General features: G+C 38.7%; 17 protein-coding genes and 1 other RNA gene. 2 read left to right on the top strand and 16 right to left on the bottom strand.

Translation table 11 applies throughout. The annotated features are described in order from the left end of the window. Nucleotides 1-50 precede the first annotated feature (50 nt). From T375_RS12960 to tadA, 5 genes are all read right to left on the bottom strand, one after another. Nucleotides 51-1,364 carry an AI-2E family transporter gene (locus tag T375_RS12960; RefSeq protein ID WP_049960445.1) on the bottom strand — a complete coding sequence of 438 codons (1,314 nt, stop codon included), beginning with the start codon at nucleotides 1,362-1,364 and terminating at the stop codon, nucleotides 51-53. Nucleotides 1,365-1,389: 25 nt separating this feature from the next. After that, nucleotides 1,390-3,675, bottom strand: coding sequence for a hydratase (locus T375_RS12955; RefSeq protein ID WP_044939339.1), 2,286 nt, complete (start codon nucleotides 3,673-3,675; stop codon nucleotides 1,390-1,392). Nucleotides 3,676-3,689: 14 nt separating this feature from the next. Next, a complete protein-coding gene (locus T375_RS12950; RefSeq protein ID WP_044939336.1) occupies nucleotides 3,690-4,445 on the bottom strand; it encodes a hypothetical protein in 756 nt (251 codons plus the stop codon). A 19-nt stretch (nucleotides 4,446-4,464) separates the two neighbouring features. Beyond that, nucleotides 4,465-4,702, bottom strand: an RNA gene (gene ffs, locus T375_RS13485) — signal recognition particle sRNA large type. Nucleotides 4,703-4,717: 15 nt separating this feature from the next. Further along, nucleotides 4,718-5,167 carry a tRNA adenosine(34) deaminase TadA gene (gene tadA, locus T375_RS12945; protein ID WP_033154669.1) on the bottom strand — a complete coding sequence of 150 codons (450 nt, stop codon included), beginning with the start codon at nucleotides 5,165-5,167 and terminating at the stop codon, nucleotides 4,718-4,720. A 221-nt stretch (nucleotides 5,168-5,388) separates the two neighbouring features. On the opposite strand from tadA, the gene T375_RS12940 reads away from it, so the two are divergent. Both T375_RS12940 and T375_RS12935 read left to right on the top strand, forming a co-directional pair. Continuing rightward, entirely contained in the window at nucleotides 5,389-6,084 is a 696-nt protein-coding gene (locus T375_RS12940) for an anaerobic ribonucleoside-triphosphate reductase activating protein (protein ID WP_044939333.1), read from the top strand. 23 nt (nucleotides 6,085-6,107) lie between these two features. Then, nucleotides 6,108-6,656 (top strand): GNAT family N-acetyltransferase, encoded by a 549-nt coding sequence (locus tag T375_RS12935; protein ID WP_044939330.1) that lies wholly within the window; start codon nucleotides 6,108-6,110, stop codon nucleotides 6,654-6,656. Here the strand turns inward: T375_RS12935 and T375_RS12930 are convergent, their stop codons facing one another. The 11 genes from T375_RS12930 to T375_RS12880 form a co-directional block, all read right to left on the bottom strand. Next, entirely contained in the window at nucleotides 6,657-7,946 is a 1,290-nt protein-coding gene (locus T375_RS12930; protein ID WP_044939327.1) for an alpha-amylase family glycosyl hydrolase, read from the bottom strand. It abuts the gene before it with no gap. Nucleotides 7,947-7,996: 50 nt separating this feature from the next. Then, nucleotides 7,997-10,180: a YhgE/Pip domain-containing protein gene (locus T375_RS12925; RefSeq protein ID WP_044939324.1), complete on the bottom strand. Its 2,184-nt coding sequence runs from the start codon at nucleotides 10,178-10,180 to the stop codon at nucleotides 7,997-7,999. Next, on the bottom strand, nucleotides 10,177-10,605 hold the full coding sequence (locus T375_RS12920; RefSeq protein ID WP_049960444.1) for a hypothetical protein: 429 nt from the start codon (nucleotides 10,603-10,605) through the stop codon (nucleotides 10,177-10,179). The genes T375_RS12925 and T375_RS12920 overlap by 4 nt, the downstream gene beginning before the upstream one ends. Nucleotides 10,606-10,614: 9 nt before the next feature. Next, the gene (locus tag T375_RS12915) at nucleotides 10,615-12,894 is read right to left on the bottom strand and encodes a YhgE/Pip domain-containing protein (protein ID WP_044939322.1); all 2,280 of its coding nucleotides are present in this window, start codon (nucleotides 12,892-12,894) and stop codon (nucleotides 10,615-10,617) included. Nucleotides 12,895-12,896: 2 nt separating this feature from the next. Continuing rightward, nucleotides 12,897-14,522, bottom strand: a complete 1,626-nt coding sequence (locus tag T375_RS13380) for a tetratricopeptide repeat-containing diguanylate cyclase (RefSeq protein WP_049960443.1) — start codon at nucleotides 14,520-14,522, stop codon at nucleotides 12,897-12,899. Between the two features lie 33 nt (nucleotides 14,523-14,555). Continuing rightward, nucleotides 14,556-15,410: a 16S rRNA (adenine(1518)-N(6)/adenine(1519)-N(6))-dimethyltransferase RsmA gene (gene rsmA / locus T375_RS12905; protein WP_044939319.1), complete on the bottom strand. Its 855-nt coding sequence runs from the start codon at nucleotides 15,408-15,410 to the stop codon at nucleotides 14,556-14,558. Nucleotides 15,411-15,412: 2 nt separating this feature from the next. Further along, nucleotides 15,413-16,198, bottom strand: coding sequence for a TatD family hydrolase (locus tag T375_RS12900; protein WP_044939316.1), 786 nt, complete (start codon nucleotides 16,196-16,198; stop codon nucleotides 15,413-15,415). A 1-nt stretch (nucleotide 16,199) separates the two neighbouring features. Continuing rightward, nucleotides 16,200-18,173 carry a methionine--tRNA ligase gene (gene metG, locus T375_RS12895; protein ID WP_044939313.1) on the bottom strand — a complete coding sequence of 658 codons (1,974 nt, stop codon included), beginning with the start codon at nucleotides 18,171-18,173 and terminating at the stop codon, nucleotides 16,200-16,202. Nucleotides 18,174-18,182: 9 nt separating this feature from the next. Next, nucleotides 18,183-18,539: a zinc ribbon domain-containing protein gene (locus T375_RS12890; RefSeq protein WP_044939310.1), complete on the bottom strand. Its 357-nt coding sequence runs from the start codon at nucleotides 18,537-18,539 to the stop codon at nucleotides 18,183-18,185. Between the two features lie 73 nt (nucleotides 18,540-18,612). After that, nucleotides 18,613-19,599 (bottom strand): calcium/sodium antiporter, encoded by a 987-nt coding sequence (locus tag T375_RS12885; protein ID WP_044939308.1) that lies wholly within the window; start codon nucleotides 19,597-19,599, stop codon nucleotides 18,613-18,615. Between the two features lie 13 nt (nucleotides 19,600-19,612). Beyond that, nucleotides 19,613-20,203: a manganese efflux pump MntP gene (locus tag T375_RS12880; protein ID WP_044939305.1), complete on the bottom strand. Its 591-nt coding sequence runs from the start codon at nucleotides 20,201-20,203 to the stop codon at nucleotides 19,613-19,615. Between the last annotated feature and the right edge of the window lie 90 nt (nucleotides 20,204-20,293).

Here is a 20,293-nt window from a genome sequence, read left to right as displayed (position 1 = left end):
CATTAAAATCAAAAAACCAGGACTTAAAAATCCTGGTTTTTCAAAATTTATTATTTCTTTTTGTTTTTCCCAAAAATATGAGATTTCTTCTCTTCTTTAGCCTCTTTTTCCGCATGCTGTAGAAGAATATTTTTTTCTAAATCGATATATTCCATCTTTTCGTATTCGATTGTTTGCTCCGGCAGATTCCTTCTTTTTACTAGGTAATTTGCTACTCGTCCAATAATGTAGTAAATAATTGCCACAATTGGTACGGCTACAATCATTCCTCCAAATCCAAAGAAGCCTGCGCCTACAACTACAGCAAATACTACCCAGAATGAAGATATACCTGTTGAATCACCAAGAATCTTTGGTCCAATAAGGTTTCCATCAACCTGCTGCAGAATCAAGATGAAGATGAGGAAATAAATTCCCTTCATAGGCTCTGTAAGGAAGATGATGATGACAGTAGGTACTGCTCCGATGTATGGACCAAATACTGGAACAATGTTTGTAACACCAACAATAACTGATACCAATACCGGATATGGCATCTTCATAATTAAGCATGCAATATAGCAAATCACGCCAATGATTATAGAATCAATGATTTTACCAATGATAAATCCGTAGAAGATATCTGCTGATTTACGTGTTATTTCAAGGGTGATATTTGCATATTTAGGAGACATCAATCCGCATATAAGCTTTTTGGCCTGTGCTTTGAATGTTTCCTTTGAAATCAATACATACACTGAAACAAACATTCCAATGATTATATTGATAATAAACTTTCCTACTGTAAGGACACTGCTTGTTATGAGAGACATCATATCTGTCTCATCATAATCAATATACTGGTCTACAAAGGACAACCCTTGGTTTACCAAATCACCAATGTTGTTATCCTTGGCTTTCATAAGGGTTTCTTCGTACTGGCCTTTTGTAATTACATTGCACCAGTCCAAAACACCTGCTATCTGCTCTTCAATATGCTTTGCAAGATAGATGATTGTGCTAATTAGGTTTGGCACTATGGCGTTTATAATAAAGATTACTACTCCAGCCAATACTACTAAAGAGAGTATTGATGACAAAGTTCTATTCGCTTTCCTTGCCCCCAGCTCTGTTTTACAAAACCTACTGAACAACCTGCTAAAGCGCTTTTCGAAGAACCCCATTATAGGATTCATCAAAAAGGCCATTATAAAACCAATCAGAATCGGCTGAATGACAGTATTTACATGATTAATAGCTGCAGATACGCCACGGCTATTTCTCAGTAAAAAGTAAAAGATTATTACAATAAAAGCTGCAATAACATAGCTAAATAGTCTTTTTCTGAGAGCCTTTTGTTCAATTTTTGCCTCTTCGTCTGTCATAAATACCCTCCCTAAGAGCTTGCTCTTACTGTCTATTGTAATTGATCAAGCATCCTTTAAGAATAATTTCTCTTTCGTCGTCTGTAAGTTCTCCAAGAGTAAGATCAAATTCTTTTAATCCTTCTTCTTTTACAACATACGCCTTAATTGTTTCAGCTTTGTTAACGACTGCATCTTTAATTCCTGGAATAAAGAGATAATCTAAATTCTTAAATGGTAACTGGCCTTCCTTGATAACGAATGGAAGCATTCCCCAGTTGATAAGGTTTGAACGGTAACGCTTTGTTGCATACTCATTTGCAATATTTGCCCATCCACCAAGAACCTTCTGACAAGATGCAGCCTGCTCTCTTGCAGAACCATCACCTGGTTTAACAGCGAATATAGTGCTACCTACTCCAAAGTTGCTATGATTTACATCTGGATATGTCTCTTTAACTTTATGTACGATTTGTTTTAACTCTGGTACAGCTTCACCTGCACACTCTCCAGCTTCAAGAGCCTTCTGAGCTTTTTGGATATTTTTAGCTCTTCCTACGTATTCAGGGTCCTTTCTAGAGAGAGTAAATTCTGCCAATCCAAGAGGATTAGAGCGGTAAGAAGATGTCTCTCCTGATGGAATTAATTCATCTGTAGTTGTAACTGGGTCGTGAATCTCAGATACAACCTGTAAGAATAAATTCTCTGGTAATGGACTCATCTTTGGCCAATCCTTGATGTTTGGACCAAAGTGAATCTCTGTATCTGGCTCTGCTACGCCCTTTGAATCGAATACGCGGTTTGCATAAATTCTGCCATCGAAATGATATTTTGGCTTTGTAAAGTCTACGTCAATATCTGTTGCTGCTGTAAGATATCCCTTATTTGCTGCTGTTGCGGCAATTGAACGAGCATCCATAAGAGCAACTGATGCAATTTGACCATTCTGAAGCTTAGATCCCTCACGGTTAGGGAAGTTTCTAGTAGAATGACGAATTGAAAAGCCATTGTTAGATGGTGTGTCTCCAGCGCCAAAACATGGTCCACAGAATGCAGTCTTAACGATAGCACCTGTACTCATAAGATCTGCTACAGCACCATTCTTAACAAGCTCCATGTATATAGGTGTAGATGCTGGGTAAACTGAAAGAGTAAACTCGTCTGGGCCGATGCTTGTACCGCGAAGAATATCTGCTGCATCGCAAATATTTTCAAATCCGCCACCAGCGCATCCTGCAATGATACCCTGATCTACGTATAATTTGCCGTTTCTAACTTTATCCTTAAGAGAGAACTCTACCTGGCCATCAAGAGATACCTTTGCACGCTTTTCGCAATCATCAAGGATATCCATAAGGTTAGCATTGAGTTCTTCGATTGTGTATGTGTTGCTTGGATGGAATGGCATAGCAATCATAGGCTTGATTTCATCAAGATTGATTTCGATCATTCCATCGTAATATGCTACCTGGCCTGGATTAAGCTCTTTGAACTCTTCCTTGCGACCATGGATTTCATAGAACTCCTCTGTAGCTTTATCTGTTGTCCAGATTGAGCTGAGGCAAGTTGTCTCTGTAGTCATAACGTCTACGCCAATTCTGAAGTCCATAGAAAGATTTGCAACGCCTGGGCCAACAAACTCCATAACTTTATTCTTAACGTAGCCTTTATCGAACACTTCACCAATGATAGCAAGCGCAACGTCCTGTGGACCTACGCCCTTTCGTGGTGTTCCTGTCATATATACGCCAATAACGCCTGGCATAGCGATATCATATGTCTGATTAAGAAGCTGCTTTACAAGCTCTGGGCCACCTTCGCCCATTGCCATAGTTCCAAGAGCTCCATATCTTGTGTGTGAATCTGAACCAAGAAGCATCTTTCCGCCTCCTGCCATCATCTCACGAGCAAACTGGTGAATAACAGCCTGATGTGGTGGAACATAGATTCCGCCGTATTTCTTAGCACATGTAAGACCAAACATGTGGTCATCTTCGTTGATAGTACCGCCTACAGCACAAAGTGAATTGTGGCAGTTTGTAAGGCAGTATGGGATTGGGAATTTTTCAAGGCCTGAAGCCCTTGCAGTCTGAATAATACCTACATATGTGATGTCGTGACTGATTAACTTATCAAACTTAATCTGTAGGTGCTGCATGTTTCCAGAAGTGTTATGGCTGGACAAAATTCCATATGCCATTGTTTCCTGGTGTGCCTGGTCTTTAGTTACATCCTTACCTGTTGCGGCTTTGATTGCGCTGAGAGCCTCTGGGCTATCCTCTACAATTTGGTTGCCGTTTACAAGGTAAACTCCATTGTTGTAAAGCTTCATCCTTTATTCTCCTTCTAGTGCTTTAATCCAAAAAGGCCTCCGAGACCTTTCTTACCAGGTTTCTTCTCTCCTTCGGACTCTTCTTCCTGCCACTTGAAGTACTCTGCATCTAAGTCCTCTGAGGAGATTCCATTTTCCTCTGCATCTGCTGGTGCATCTAAATCGTCATCGATTTCAAGACCTGCCTTTGCGAAGTATTCTTTATCTATTCTAATTTCAGGAGCTGCATATTTAGGAGTGCTATCATACTCCTCATCAGTTCCTTCCTCTTTTTCACGGCGAATTCGCATATTTTCTTCATCAATAAGACGAAGGTATTTTTGTGTATCAATTAAATCATTGAGGTGACTCTTAAGCTCTAACTGATTAGATTTAACAAGTCTTGTTTCCTCTTTGATTTTTTTATTTGCTTCTTCATATATCTTTGCAATAGATTCTTGGGATTCTTTGATAATTGACTGGATAGAATCCATAGCATTATCTGTATACATAAGTGATGCGGCATAGATATCCTCTGCTTTGCGAGTGGCTTCGAAGACAATATCGTCCCCTTGCTTTTGCATCTCACGATTTGCCTTGTCACGGCTCTTTACAGTGAGCTCGTGCTCTTCCATCATATCGTACATGCACTCGTTAAGCTCCTTAAGAAGATCCATCATTGCATTTTTATCAACAATGACGTTTCTCGCGCTGCCTTCATAAGGCTGAGCCTTTGAAAACAATACATGCATATCTCTAAGTACTTTTTCTGTTCTATCCTGTGCACCCATAATTAATCCACCTTGATATAAAAATACCGAGTTAACTACATCGGTATCATTTGGTAGCCGCCCTAGGAGAACTCCCTCCAGGCGACCCCTCGTCAGATGAACGGTCCTACTTAGTGCTGCTGCATTCCTGCCCTGACACGATTCGCAGGTGCCCATTACGAGGGACCCAAAGATCAACATCCTCTCAGGACGACCGCCAAATGATACCTTATGTCATTACTCGGAGACCTTATTGTATGAAAAAAGGCCCTATTTGTCAATAAAACAACCTGTTACATTAACTGATTTTTCTGTTCTCTTAACTCTTCGAAAAACTTTGTCATCATTTCTGTGCATCTTTCACCTAAAATTCCGGTCTCAAGCTCACACTGATGATTAAATTTATCTATTTGTAAAATGTTTATTACTGAGCCTGCACAGCCTGCTTTAGGATTCATAGCGCCCACTACAACCTTTGGAATACGGGCTTGTACTATGGCTCCTGCACACATCTGGCATGGCTCCAACGTAACATACAATGTGCAATCCTCTAATCTCCAGTCACCTGTTTTTCTGCAAGCTTCCTGAATGGCTGCTATTTCCGCATGAGCCAGCACGCTCTTATCTGTATTTCTGCGATTGTACCCTCTGGCAATGATTTTGTCATCCTGAACAATAACGCATCCAATAGGAACCTCATTGATGTCATATGCCTTCTTTGCTTCTTTGATGGCTTGTTCCATATATTTTTCATATACTTTGAGAGTCTTTTTCTCCTCTTTTTCTGCCTGTTTTGCGATGCGCTTCTCTTGGCGCTCTTCTTTCGACATCATGGATTTTCCCCTCCTAGTTTGCTATACTTTTTATAATATCTACAGAATAAATTTTAACAGAAAAGACTTTGCAAGCAATCATTTTCTTGAGAAAAATTGCCTGTTTTAGCTTTTAAATAGGAATTATTACTATGCTTATATTAGGAATGCAAAAAACTACATTGTTGGACTATCCTGGGAAGGTGGCTACCACTCTTTTTACTGGTGGTTGTAACTTTAGATGTCCATACTGTCACAACAGGGATTTGGTTATGCCTCCTGCAGATGTTTTTGCCTATTCAATGGATGAAATCTTTGAACATCTTAATAAGAAAAAGAAAATTCTAGACGGGGTATGCATCACTGGCGGCGAACCTACTTTACATAGGGATTTGCCTGATTTTATCAGTCAGATTAAAGATTTAGGATTACTAGTTAAGCTTGATTCCAACGGAACAAATCCTTCGATGCTTAAGTCTCTAATTGATAATAACCTTATTGATTATGTTGCTATGGATATTAAACATTCAAAGGATAAATACAACACTATTGCATGCATGAAGACCTTTGATATCGGGCCTATTCAAGAATCAATTGATATTTTGATGGAAGGGAAGATAGACTACGAATTCCGAACAACTATCATGAAAGAATGCCATGATAGTAATGATATGGAATCCATCGGCAGGTGGCTAAAGGGCGCCAAGGCTTATTATTTACAAAGCTATAAGGAGTCTGAGCAGGTTATCAATCCTATCTTTTCGCCTCATTCACTGGAAACTTTAGAATCATTTGTTGATATTTTGAAGCCTTATATTCCTAACACTAGTTTAAGAGGAATAGATTAATCTATTATTCAGGGGAGGATTATATGCAATTCGAAATTAACACTGAACGTCTTACATTAAAAGTACTGGGAAAAGAATCGGCACATCTTGTACTGGATTTTTATTCTAGAAACAGAGATATTTTTGAGAAATATGAGCCTATTATCGGAGATGATTTCTACACTCTCAATCATCAAAAGAAAATTTTAGAATTTGAGCACAACAATATTCTTAAGTTGATTATGGTCCGTTACTGGATTTTTGAGAAAGATAATCCTAACAAAATCATTGGAACAGTAAGCTATAGAAATATTGTAAGACCTATTTACCAAAGCTGTACCATCGGCTATAAAATGGATAGAGATTACATGAATAGAGGTTATTGCAGCGAAGCTATCGCATATACCATCCCTATTATTGCACGTGACCTTGGTATTCATCGCTTTGAAGCCTTAATCTTGCCTGATAACGACCCATCTATACACATGGTTAAAAAGTTAGGCTTCCAATTTGAAGGCGTCCTCCGCGATAAAATCATTATCAACGGACAACGCCTTGACCACTGTCTGTATGCATATCTTGCAAACAACTAACTATTTTAAAATCTTGCTACCATGAGGCTCCAGCACAAAGTCATAGTGCTGACCTCGATAGTCAAAGACCATTTGTTTTTCTTCGACTGTGTTATTTAATGCCACAATCACATATTCATCATTCCACACCCTGGCAAAAACTAAAGTTTCATTCTTAACCTGCACTTCCTCGTATACCCCTTGTTTCAGAGGATTTGAATTCTTTCTAATCTCCGCTAAGGTCTTTATATGATCAATTAAATCTGGATTACTCATTTTATTTGGATCTATTTCTGGGCGAAGAGCGTAGTCCCCATCTCCCGATTTTTTATCCCCTTCAATTGCCCACTCACTACCGTAATAAATGGATGGTATTCCAGGCATAGTAAATAGGAGAGTGTAAACAGGATAGATATTGGCCTTATCTGTCAGCAGATTATATATTCTATTTACATCGTGATTATCCACAAAGTTATATAGGTACTTACCTACATAGAGTCCACCTTGGCCCCACTGACGCTTCATTGCATAGTTTATCTCAAAATAATTATGATCATTGTGGCTCGAATATATTCCCTTCCAGCATTCATAATTTGTAACTGCATCTAGCATGTTTTCGTTTACATAAATATTGTAATCTCCATGGATTATCTCGCCCATTAGCCAGAAATTCGATGCCTTCTCTTCAGTGAAGTTCTTTAACCTATTAAAAAAGCCTCTCTCTATACAGTCTGCTGCATCCAGACGCAAGCCATCTATCTTAAAATCATCTATCCACATGCCTACAGCATTTAAAATGTGGTTATCCACATCGTTGCACCAATGATTCAACTTTACCAACTCTTCTGCACCGGACCAACATTCATATGACAAACCGTCTCCATGCCAGTTATTTCCCGACAGATTCAATCCTGCAATCCAATCTTTGTAGGTAGAGTTTTCCCGCTTTTCTAATACATCCTTGAACGCAATGTGGCCCCTACCCACGTGATTGAAGACGCCATCCAGGACAACCTTTATATCATTGTCATGACAAGCTTTTACGACCTTTTTAAAATCATCATTTGTACCTAATCTACTATCGATTTTATAGTAATCCCAGGTATCGTACCCATGGGTACCTGATTCCATAATAGGCCCCAGATATAACGCATTAACACCGATTTCTTTTAGATGAGGTATCCAGTCAATTAGCTGCAATATACGATGGCCTGCGGTTTCTTCGCCTTTATTCTCTCTAGGACAGCCAAACGCTCCCAGTGGATAAATATGATAAAAAACCGAATCTTTAACCCAACTAATATTTCTCATACAAACCTCCTATATGATGCAAAAAAGGGCAGGATTATCCTGCCCTCATCTTAGATCAATATACCTGATTTTTCTTTACTACTCTCAATTTTTTCATTTAATATTTTAAATGGATGATACAATGTTACTCCAATAAATACCGCAATAACGCCATAGATGATAAGTGTTAACATGCAGTTTCTATATGTATTTTCATAGAATCCTGCAATGCACTCTCTAAGTGCATTCATTGAATAGTTAAATGGCATAAACTTGTAGAGCAGCTGGAATACCTTTGGTAGTACTTCGATTGGGAATGTACCGCCTGCACCTGCAACCTGTATAACCATTAATACTACTGATAACGCTTCACCTACATTTCCAAATGAATATGTAAATGAATATAACAACAATGAATAAATCAATGATGTCCATGCACAAGCCAACCAGAAGTAGAATGGATGCTCACATTGAATTCCTACAAACAAGAATGCTCCTAGCACTGTGATGATTGTCTGAATCTGGCCTATCACAAAGGTGGTGAAATATCTTCCTAAGAAGCACTGCCAGTTCTTTAGGTTGTCCATACCTGTTGTGTCCTTAACAGTTGTCTTTAGAATGGTGGACATGATAAGTGCACCAACCCAAATAGAAAGGACGATGTAAAATGGCGCTGTCATTGAACCATTATTTTCCACTGGATAAATATACTCATCAGAAATATCTACCGGGCTACTAATAAAATCAGACAGCAAATCTGGATCTGACTGAAGCAATTCCATTATCTTTTGATATGCTTCGTTTTGACCAATGGCTTTTATCTCAGCTATCAATGCCGCTAATTGGCTTTCCATTTCCACAGCTTCATCTCTTGATTTTACTAGAGAATCCTTAGACTGCTCCATAATTACAGCGTAATTATCTAAGTTATCAGCTACCAAATCGATGCTTGTTGCATTGTAATTGATAAGCTTTTCTACTTCTTCAACTGCCTTTGATCCTGCATCGATTGCTTCCTGTCCCACTAAAGAAATTGCACCATAGTAATCACGAATGTTTTTTGTACATGCAAGGACTGCTGCCACATTATTTACTAATGTGTCTTTAGCTGCATTAAAATCCTCTTCGCCCTTTGTAGTGGCTGATTGTATATTTGCCACATCTTCATCTAATCCTGCAATCAAACCGTCTAATACATTGGCATACTCCGTGATTGCTTCTTTTGCTTTTGCTCCCTCTTCTGTATTAGGAGCATTTACATTTAATAATAACTGGTATAAACCTTGTTGGTCGGTTCCCCACATTTCCTGGATTGTGCTAACACTTGATTGTAGCTGTGTATAGTCAATATCAACGTCCAGGCTCAACCCCGCCACTTTTTCATTTAATGTATTTGCATCCGAATCTACAGCGCTTAATTTTTCATTCAGGTTTTCTATTTTTCGATCAGCATTTTTCTTACTTTGCTCAACATCATCTTTTACACCAGCTGCTTTGTTTTGTGAGTCCTCAGCCATTGAACCTGCCAGCTCTGTAATGCTATTTGCACTTTCTGTGATTGCTTCTCCAGCCTCTGATATGCTTTCTGTTGAATCCATAAGTGCAATATATGAATCCAAAATTGTAATCATTCCATTTAAGTCTGAATCAAGCTGTTCTAGCTTATTGATACCTGCGCCAGTGATATTGCCTTCTTCATCCAATGTTGCGAAATATTCACCGCCCTTAAGAAGAGATTCTGCCACTGTACTAACAAAGGCATGGTCCACCTCACGCTCGATTGTGGTCTTTACCTTTGCTGTAATCTTTGGTGCAATGGCATTTTTCTTTTCATTTTCGTAGTAAGTAATTACTGGATTCTCGATATCTCCGCTAAGGAAGCTTATCATGTTGGAACTAAACTCTTCGTCAATAACAAGAGCGGCATAGTAATCACCTGAATAAACGCCATTTACAGCATCCTGCGCAGTGTCTGTAAATACCCAGCCTATAGTGGTATTTTCTTTTAAATTGCTAATTATAATGTCCCCGACATTTAATTCCACACTGCCAATCATTATGCCTTCATCAGATGATGCAACGGCTACCTGCAAGTTTGATGTGGCACTTTCACCGTATGGATCCCAGTTAGATAGGATATTAAACCAGGCATATAGGCATGGAATTACTGTAAGTCCTATGATAACAACCATAGCAACTACATTTGTTGATAATCTTTTTATGTCTGAAACGATAATCTTAATAACGTTTTTCATCTTTTCAGCTTGTCTCCCATTGATTGAATATCAGTTTTAATCTCTTTTCTTAAATCCTTAATATCCTTTACCATTTCGTTTTTAGCGTTGTTTATTTCATCAATACTCTGGATAACTTCTTCACCAATAAGGGCTTGTGCCTCTGCCTCTTTTTCCATAATTCCAAGCTCCTTTAATTGCTCCTGAAGCTCAAAATCCATGTATTCCACATATAAAAGATAAAATGCAATGCCAAACAATGAAACAATCCAAAGTACTAAGAACACAAGCTTAGAACGGTCAGTGATAAAGCTTATTACCAAAAAGACAAGTGGCAATAAAATATTAACTTTTAACCCTACCTTTATCTTTTTCTGATTACGCTGATGAACCTGCTGCTGCAAATCCATGAACTTCTCATAAACGATTTCTTTTTCTTTTCCCAAAACTGCCTCCTACATCATTTCGGTATCTTCCATTCGCTCTTCCATGTAATGATTAAGCTTTTCAAATGGAATTCTTACCAAAAGACCTATCACAAGTGATATAGCCATAAATATAACGAGTGTACCTAAGTACTTTAGATAATCGCATTCGTAAGTTCCACATAAGCACTCTCGAATAGAGTTGATTGCGTATGGGAATGGGAAGAATATGTATACCTTTCTAAAGAACTCTGGCAAAAGCTCAATAGGATATGTTCCTGAACTACCTGCAATCTGGATAACTACAAGCACGACTGCAAGTGCCTTACCAGCGTCACCCCAAGTTGTTACAAGGGAATAGATTAGGATTGTAAATGTAGTAGCAATTACTGATCCAGCCAATAAGAATAACCAAGGATGCAAGCACTGCACATGCAATAGGAATATGTCTCCTAATACAATAATCACCGCCTGAATCTGTCCAAGCACCCAATATAAGACATATCTACCGAAATATAATTGTCTCTCAGACGCATTTGGATATTTGTTTTTATCTGGCTTGATTTTAATAATTGCCGTTAAAATCAATGCTCCTACCCAGAATGCCAATGTTGAATAGAATGGTGCTACTGCTGAACCATAATTCTCGATAGGGTATACAGCTTCTGTTTTCATTTCCACTGGTGTTGAGAAGAACTTTCCATATACTTCCGGGTCACCAGATAAGGCATTTACTAATACTTGAATCTTATCAGCTGAGCCGGCTTCTTCGATTTCGGCTATTGCATCAATCAATCTTCCATTTACGTATACGATAGCCTCACTTGTTTTTTGCAGGCTTGTATCTGCACAATCTACTGTGTTTCCAATTGCATCGAACATTACAACTAAATTGCCAAATGTTTCGCCAACAGTATTAAGAATCGCGCTTGAATTGTTAAGCATTCCCTCAAGTGAAGATAAGCCTGCATCGACCTTTTCTCTAAGTGGGCCAGATATTGTTTTATTTAACTCTTCACCCTTTGTTCGTGCGTCAGTAGCTGCTGACTTAAGATTCTCTGTACCAACTGATACTAATTCTTCTTCATTAACATTATTTAATGCATCTGTTGCTTCTTTGATAGCTTTGTCAGCTGCTGCTACCTGATTTTGATATTCTGTTGAAGATGGATTAATCGAATTTATAGCAGTCTGGACTGACTTTATCTTTGCTACCATCTCTTTCAAATTCGCTGGTATCATCTGCTCAGGAATACCATTTGTCAATTCTTTATAGGTGGCTAATATTTCATTAACAACAGTATTGAATTCTGTTTTTACCGCACTTAATTCTGTTTCATCAAGTCTAGTTGGCAGATATATAGCTACGTCAGCCATCTCTAAAGTATCAAGCATAGCCCCTTTTAGGCTTCTTGCCACTTCTGTTGCATCATCGCTTATCTTTGCTGTATCAAGGTTTTGATTCATAGAAGCTGCTTTTACTTCTATGAGAGTCATAGCTCTTTCAACAGTTTGTGAGTAAGAATTAATAGTTGTATCACTCTTGTCTGTAATATTCCCAGCTGTCTCAAGAGACTTAGCACTCTGCTCTGCCTGATTCTTTACGTTTGTTGCATCCTGCTCTGCAGCCTCTAAGGACGCCTTAAGCTGTGCATCATTTTCTATGATTGTAGTCATAGCATTTTGATATGTGGTTAAGTCTGCGCTAAGGCTTTCAAGCTTGTTTACAATCTCATCTACTCCGCCCTTTTCCTGCAAATCTTCTGACACATCTGAGGCACTAGAAAACACCTTGCTAACAACCACTTCTGTGAAGGCCACATTAATGTTATTCTGCAAGGACTGGGCTACTGTATCTGAAATTTTAGTCGCTACGGGATTCTTCTTTTGATTCTCATAGAAATGTAGAACCGGTCTTTTGACGTCGTCTGTAAGAACGTTGTACATGTTATATGTGAAATCTTCATCTACAACAATTGCTGCATAATACTCCCCGCTATAAACTCCATTTACAGCATCCTCCTCTGAATCGACAAACTGCCAATCCACAGAGGTATTTTCATGAAGGTTTTCAATTATGGTATCACCTTGATTGTGATACTCACCTTCTTCATCTGTGTATCCTTTGTCCAAAGATATAGCTGCGAACTTTAGCGCTCCTGTGTTGCCATATGGGTCCCAGTTAGAATAGATGTTGAACCATGCATACAGGGCTGGCAAGAAACAAATTCCTACCACAATAACAAGAGCGAAAAAATTCTTCACTAGACTGATAACATCATCAAAAAAAATCTTTTTAATGGTTTTCATTTTTATTCATCCTCTAGTTCTACTAAGTCTGTCGCATCGCAGATTTTAATTGCATTTCTGCTTTGCTGCTTAACCTCGTATAGCATTTTGTCTGCTCCCTGAAGATAACCAAACATGCTAGCATCTCTTTCTGGTATTCCATAACAGATACCCTGAGAAATGGTTACAATGTTGTCTGTAAGAGAAAACTTATGCTCCCACTTTTGCTGGTATATTCGATCTCTTAATTCATTTGCTTTGGCCTCCACCATTTCTTTGGTAAGACCTTCATAGATAACTACGAACTCATCTCCACCATATCTTGCTGTGAAAATGCCATCCTCTTTTGCCATCTCTATTAAAGTGCTGGCAATGAACTTGATACAATTATCACCTTCCTGGTGACCATAGTTATCGTTGTACTGCTTAAAGAAATCTATATCAAGGATTTCAACTGCTATACTAGATCTATTAATAAGGGCCTTTTCAAAGGCTTCCTCACTATACTCATTAAGCTTCAGTCTATTATACATTCCTGTTAATGGGTCTGTCTCTGAACGTTTCTGCAAGAATGTATTCTTCTCTTCGACTTTTTTATTGATTTGTGTAAGCTCCATATACGAATTACGCATAACGATCATATTGCTGACCATCAAGCGATTTTCACGTTCCATAAATTCTGATAGCTCGAAATACAAAACTGAAGCGATTTTATATTCTTCGATTTGTCCTACTCTTCTGTAGTAACGAATCTTAAGGGTAAGAAGCTTTCTTTCTAAGTTTTTGATAGAAGTGTGCTTTGTTAAATCATCAAGAACTGTGTAAGCTTTAAAGAAATCATCGTATTTTTCAATTTTAAGAAGCATGTGAAGATAATCATAGAAATCATCAAACACATCTAAAATAGGCATGCTTGTGCTGGCATGCTTATTAACCATTTCAATCCAATAGTCTCTTGCTTCATCCTCGCCTATTGCCTGATGAACTCGTGCAAAATAGCAATAGATGACTATTCTGTCCATCTCCATCAAATATGGAAGACAATCTGTTCTAAGCTTCTTCTCGATTTCAAGACATCTGTCCTCTCTATCAAGATTTAAGTAAGCTCGTCCCATGCCAAGTAGGATGGCTGTATAACTTTCAGTAAAACCATCCAAGCTCTTGTGATCAAGAATATATCTATATGCAATTTCAGTATGAGAAATGGATTTCTGGTATTCCTCGATGTTAAGGTACAATGAACCAAGATTCATGTGGATCATCCACTCTATATCTGGAAGTGAATAATCCTCACAAATACTGATTGCTTTAATGAAATAATCCAGGGCAAATGGAGCATTTCCGCGATTTAGAGAAACAATGCCTAGCATATTGTTTGCCATGGCAACATATCCCCACTCCTTTACGTGCTCCATAGGTCCCATGCAAGAAAGCATTTGAGAATAGAAATTTGATGCGTCATTTAAAAGATAATAGGTTTCGCCCTTTGAAAAATAAGCATACCCAATAAGGGCATCGTCCTTCATGCCCTTACCGTAAGCTAAAAGCTTATCGCAAGCTGATAAAACTGTACCTGAGTCCTTGCCCCTATTTTTTTGTATTTCACCTATGAGAAGCTGAACTTCTCTGCTGTAGCTACGGACATCCATTAATTAAGCTCTCCCTACTAGTCTGTTAATCTCCTAAGCCTGCTTTAATACATTTGTTAATTTGGCAAAATCTTCAAGTGATAACGCCTCTCCTCGTACAGTTGGTACAAAACCACACTGCTCTATAGCATCAGCAATTTGCTCCTTTGAAAAATGAAGCCCATTACTAAGACCGTTCAATAAAGTTTTTCTACGCTGATTAAATGAAGCTCTAATAATCTGGAATAAAAGCTTCTCGTCACATTCAACTGGCGGATTGTTGTGACATCTCAGCGATATTACTGTGCTTGATACCTTTGGCTGGGGCATAAAGCAACTTGGCGGAACCTCACATATTATCTCTGGATTTGAATAATACTGAACCGCTAAAGACAAAGCTCCGTATTCCTTGGAACCTGGTCCAGTTTTCATTCGGTCGGCCACTTCTTTTTGAATCATGATTGTAATTGACTCAAGTGGTACATGACTTTCAAATAACCCCATGATAATTGGAGTTGTAATGTAGTATGGCAGATTTGCCACTACTTTTATCGGCTTTCCACCGTTTTTCTCAAGGGCCAATTTGTTAATATCAACCTTTAAAATATCCTGATTGATAACTGTCCAATTCTTGTATGTAGATAGTGTATCATCCAAAATTGGGATAAGTGTTTTATCGATTTCCACTGCCACAACTTCCCTTGCTTCCTCGCAAAGACGTTGTGTCATTGTTCCTATACCAGGGCCGATTTCTAGAACAAAATCGTCCTTTGTAATGCCTGCTGCATCAATGATATTATCAAGGACATTGCCATCAATAAGAAAGTTCTGTCCATATTTCTTTTGAAATGAGAATCCATGAGCTTCCAAAACAGCTCTCGTATATGTTGGATTACTTAAATATGCCATATTTATTTCCTTTTGCTTTTAGTATACACCCTTAAGGCGTTTTCATAGGTAATATCTTCCACTTCTTTTACAGAAAGGCCCTTTAGCTCTGCAACCTTTTCAGCCACATGACTTAGATAGATTGAGCTGTTACGCTCGCCTCTATGTGGGACAGGCGCCATATATGGGCAATCTGTCTCAAGAACAATGTTTTCGATTGGAACAGCCTCTACTGTCTCAACTAGCTTTCTGCCGTTCTTGAAAGTGACTACTCCTCCAACACCAATATACCATCCCATTTTCACATATTCCATGGCTATTTCCTTGGAATATGAATAACAATGGACAATACCTTTTAATCCTTGTGTATTATACCTAATAATTGTGTTTAAAGTGTCTTCTGCCGCATCTCTAGAGTGAATAATTACCGGTAAATTCAACTCTAAAGCCAAATCCATCTGTCTGTCGAACCAAAGACGCTGTTTTGCTCTTTGTTCCGGCTCCTTCACCCAGTAATAATCAAGGCCGATTTCACCTATTGCAACAACCTTTGGATTTGATGAATTTTCCTTGAGCCAATTGATGACATCTTCGTTTATTTCATCTATTTCCTCTGGATGTATTCCTATGGCTGCGTATACATTATCGTATTCCTCAGCCAGTTTTATACTGTCCTTACATCCTCTAAAGGTTGCACCTACATTTACAATATTACCGATATTGTTTTCTCTCAATAAATGAGAAAGAAGTTCGACTCTATCCTCGTCGAACTTCTCATCATCATAATGAGCATGTGTCTCAAAAATCATATTAACAAATCTCCGCGCCTGATGGCATAGACTTCTCTGGTGTCATGAGTGAAAGGTTGCCTTCAGCATCCTCTGCGCAAAGTAACATTCCTTCTGAAAGAACACCTGCAAGCTTTGCTGGCTTAAGGTTTACAAGAACCATAACCTTCTTTCCAACCATCTCCTCTGGAGAGTAGTGCTTGCTGATACCAGAAACAATCTGCTTTGTCTGTGAACCAATCTTTACCTGTGAGCAAAGGAGCTTCTTTGAACCCTTAACTGCTTCACAAGAAACAATCTTACCAACCTGGAACTGAAGCTTCATGAAATCATCAAATGTGATTTCAGGCTTTGCTTCGATATCGATGCCTTCCTCATCATCAGCATCTGCTTCCTCTGGCTGTGCTGGATGAAGCTCTGCTACCTTTGCCATAACCTCATCAAGATCAAGACGTGCGAAGAGAATCTCTGGAGCATCTGTTACCTTGTCACCGTTTACATAGTGACCGAAAGTAGAAAGCTCATCGTAAGGAATTTCCTTAGCACCAATCTGAGCTAATACCTTTTCTGATGTCTCAGGCATGAAAGCCTTAAGAAGAGTAGCACCAATTGAGATACCCTCAACCAAGTTGTAGAGAACAGTAGCAAGTCTATCCTGCTTTGTCTCATCCTTTGCAAGTGCCCAAGGCATTGTCTCGTCGATATATTTGTTACATCTCTTGAAGAGATTGAATACTTCTGTAATAGCATCTGCAACACGAAGTTCAGCCATCTTTGACTCAACTGCTGCAACTGTGCCTGTAACTACAGCCTTAAGATCTGCATCAACATCCTCTGTAACACCCTTATCCTCAACAACTCCACCGAAGTACTTGTTGCTCATTGAGATTGTACGGTTTACAAGGTTTCCAAGTGTGTTTGCAAGGTCTGAATTTACACGCTCTACCATGAGTGGCCATGAAATAGCACCATCATTCTCGAATGGCATCTCATGAAGCACGAAATATCTAACTGCATCTACACCGAAGAAATCAACTAATTCATCTGCATAGATAACATTTCCCTTTGACTTAGACATTTTGTCATCGCCACCATCAGCTGACTTTGTAAGAAGCCATGGATGTCCAAATACCTGCTTTGGAAGTGGAAGATCAAGTGCCATAAGGAAAATAGGCCAATAAATTGTATGGAAACGGATGATATCCTTTCCGATGAGGTGAAGGTCAGCTGGCCATAAAGCCTTGAACTGATCAGATGACTCACCATCACACTCATAACCAATACCAGTGATATAGTTTGTAAGAGCATCAAGCCATACGTATACAACGTGCTTTGGATCAAAATCTACTGGGATTCCCCATGTAAATGATGTACGGCTAACGCAAAGATCCTGTAATCCTGGAAGAAGGAAGTTGTTCATCATCTCGTTCTTACGAGAAACTGGCTGAATAAACTCAGGATGTGTATTGATATAATCAATAAGCTTGTCAGCGTATTTGCTCATCTTGAAGAAGTATGCTTCTTCCTTTGCTGGCTGAACCTCACGACCGCAGTCAGGACACTTGCCATCAACAAGCTGTGACTCTGTCCAGAAAGACTCGCATGGTGTACAGTAAAGTCCTTCGTATGAGCTCTTGTAAATATCGCCCTTATCGTAGAGCTTCTTGAAAATCTTCTTAACCTGCTTCTCATGATCCTCATCTGTTGTACGGATGAACTTGTCATAAGATGTGTTCATTAAATCCCAAATATTTCTAACCTGACCTGAAACATTATCAACAAACTCCTTTGGAGTGATGCCTGCTTCAGCGGCCTTTAACTCGATTTTCTGTCCGTGCTCATCTGTTCCTGTCTGGAAGAAAACATCGTATCCTTCCTGGCGACGGAAACGAGCGATTGAATCTGCAAGCACGATTTCGTATGTGTTTCCAATATGTGGCTTACCTGATGTGTAAGCAATTGCTGTGGTGATGTAATAATTGCCTTTGTTACCCATTCTTAACTCCTACTCTTCAAAAATATCCTCTATTTTTTCTCCACATGCACTACAGTACATGGAGCCATTTTTGACTAATGCGCCACACTTATGGCAGGCTACACCGCCTTTAAGTGCCATGATATCATCTGATATCTCTTTGATTCGAAGAGTCACAGCGGTGATTCGTTTGATATCTTCGCTGTCCTCATCTTTGTGCTCTTGATAGTATTTCTTGCCAAGCTTTTCATAAAGCTTGATAAGTTCGCCTTCTTTGACCTTTTTGTCATACTGCAATTTGGTCATATCTGTAGCGTTTTGAGCTTTTTTTCCAAGGTCTTGGGTGGTACTTCTAATGCTATCTGAAAGATTGTCTAAAAGACCCATAAAATTACCTCCTTATTCAACCCTTTAAACTTTATGATTTTACCATAACACTGTACTTTTTACCACATTTAATCTATGCTACACCGCCATCTCTTACGATGATATAAGCAAGATATGCCACATAAAGTAGCAACATGATGATTCCATTAGCTCTATTAAGATTCTTTTTCTTTAAACACATGAGCCACACAACAGCTGAAAAAGCTACAAGAATCAATGTATCAATAGCGTTTACTGTAAGGTATGTCATAGGTGAAATAGCACCTGCTGTACCTAAAATCAAAAGAATGTTGAATACATTTGAACCAACAACATTTCCGATTGCCATATCAAGCTCGTTTTTCTTAGCTGCAACAATTGATGTTACAAGCTCAGGAAGTGATGTTCCAAGGGCAACAATTGTAAGACCAACAAGAGTTTCTGACATACCAAACTTAAGAGCTAAAGTTGTACATGAAGCGACAACCCAATCACCACCAAACTTAATTGCCACTGCACCACCAACGATATAGATAATGCAAAGCCATGTTGGAATATCTACAATTTCTTTTTCTACATCTTCTTCAGCAAGCTCTGCTTCATGTGCTCTGTGATTTTTTGCGGTCATTAGCATTGAACCAAGGAAAATAGCAAAAGCTACAAGAAGAATTGCTCCATCTAAATGTCCTACTGAGCTTCCGATTAATCCCATAACCATAAGAGCAATTGCACATGCTACTGAAAAAGGAAAATCCTTTTTAATAGTGTCATCAGCTACTTCAAGGGCTGAAAACAATGCGCAGCTACCTAAAACCACCATCAAATTAAAGATGTTTGAGCCAATTACGTTTCCAATTGCAAGCTGATTACTGTTTGCTAAAGAAGCTGTAACAGAAACTGAAAGTTCTGGAAGTGATGTTCCCATTGCAACGATTGTCATACCAATTACAAGTGCTGGAACATGAAGCTTTTTTGCTACTGCAGATGCACCTTCAACAAAGAAATCTGCCCCCTTAATCAAAAATACAAATCCTACTACCAAGAGAATCAAAGCTCCTGGTATTGTGCTAAAAAATGTCATTTATTCTCCTCCTTTAAAACCCAAATGATATTCCAAATAAATGCTCAAGCAAGATTTTAACGCCCAGGAAAATCAGGATAAATCCGCCTAATAACTGAGCCTTTGCCTTGAACTTATTACCAAAAATATTTCCCACATAAACACCACCTGCTGAAATAGCAAATGTTGTTAAACCAATAATTAAGATTGCACGAAGTATGTTAAATCCTTTATAGAATGAAAAAGTAACACCACAGGCTAATGCATCAATACTTGTGGCAATTGCAAGAAGTGTAAGCTCCTTGTAATCAAGTGGTGGATCCATGATTTCCACCTTATCCTCATCCTTCCATTCTTTGATTGCCTCAATAGCCATTTTGCCACCTATATACAACAGAAGTATGAAGGCTATCCAATGGTCATAGGCTGAAATCATATCAGCAAATGCACTTCCCAAAATGAAACCAATCAGTGGCATCAATGCCTGAAAACCACCGAAGAATAGTGCTATCATAAACATTTGCTTTTTGTTTACCTGCTTCATTGCCAGTCCTTTGCAGATTGCAACAGCAAATGCATCCATTGATAGACCTACTCCGAATAAAAATATGTCTACTACACTCATATTAAACTCCTTTTTTGTGAGGGCTAATATAACAAAAAAGACCCACGTGTAACCAAATCTATGGCTACACGTGAGTCTCACTATTTAATG

It is taken from the genome of Pseudobutyrivibrio sp. LB2011 (genome assembly GCF_000701765.1).
GTDB lineage: Bacteria > Bacillota > Clostridia > Lachnospirales > Lachnospiraceae > Pseudobutyrivibrio > Pseudobutyrivibrio ruminis.
Note: the sequence above shows the minus strand (reverse complement) of the source record. Positions and strands in the feature narration are given on the sequence as shown.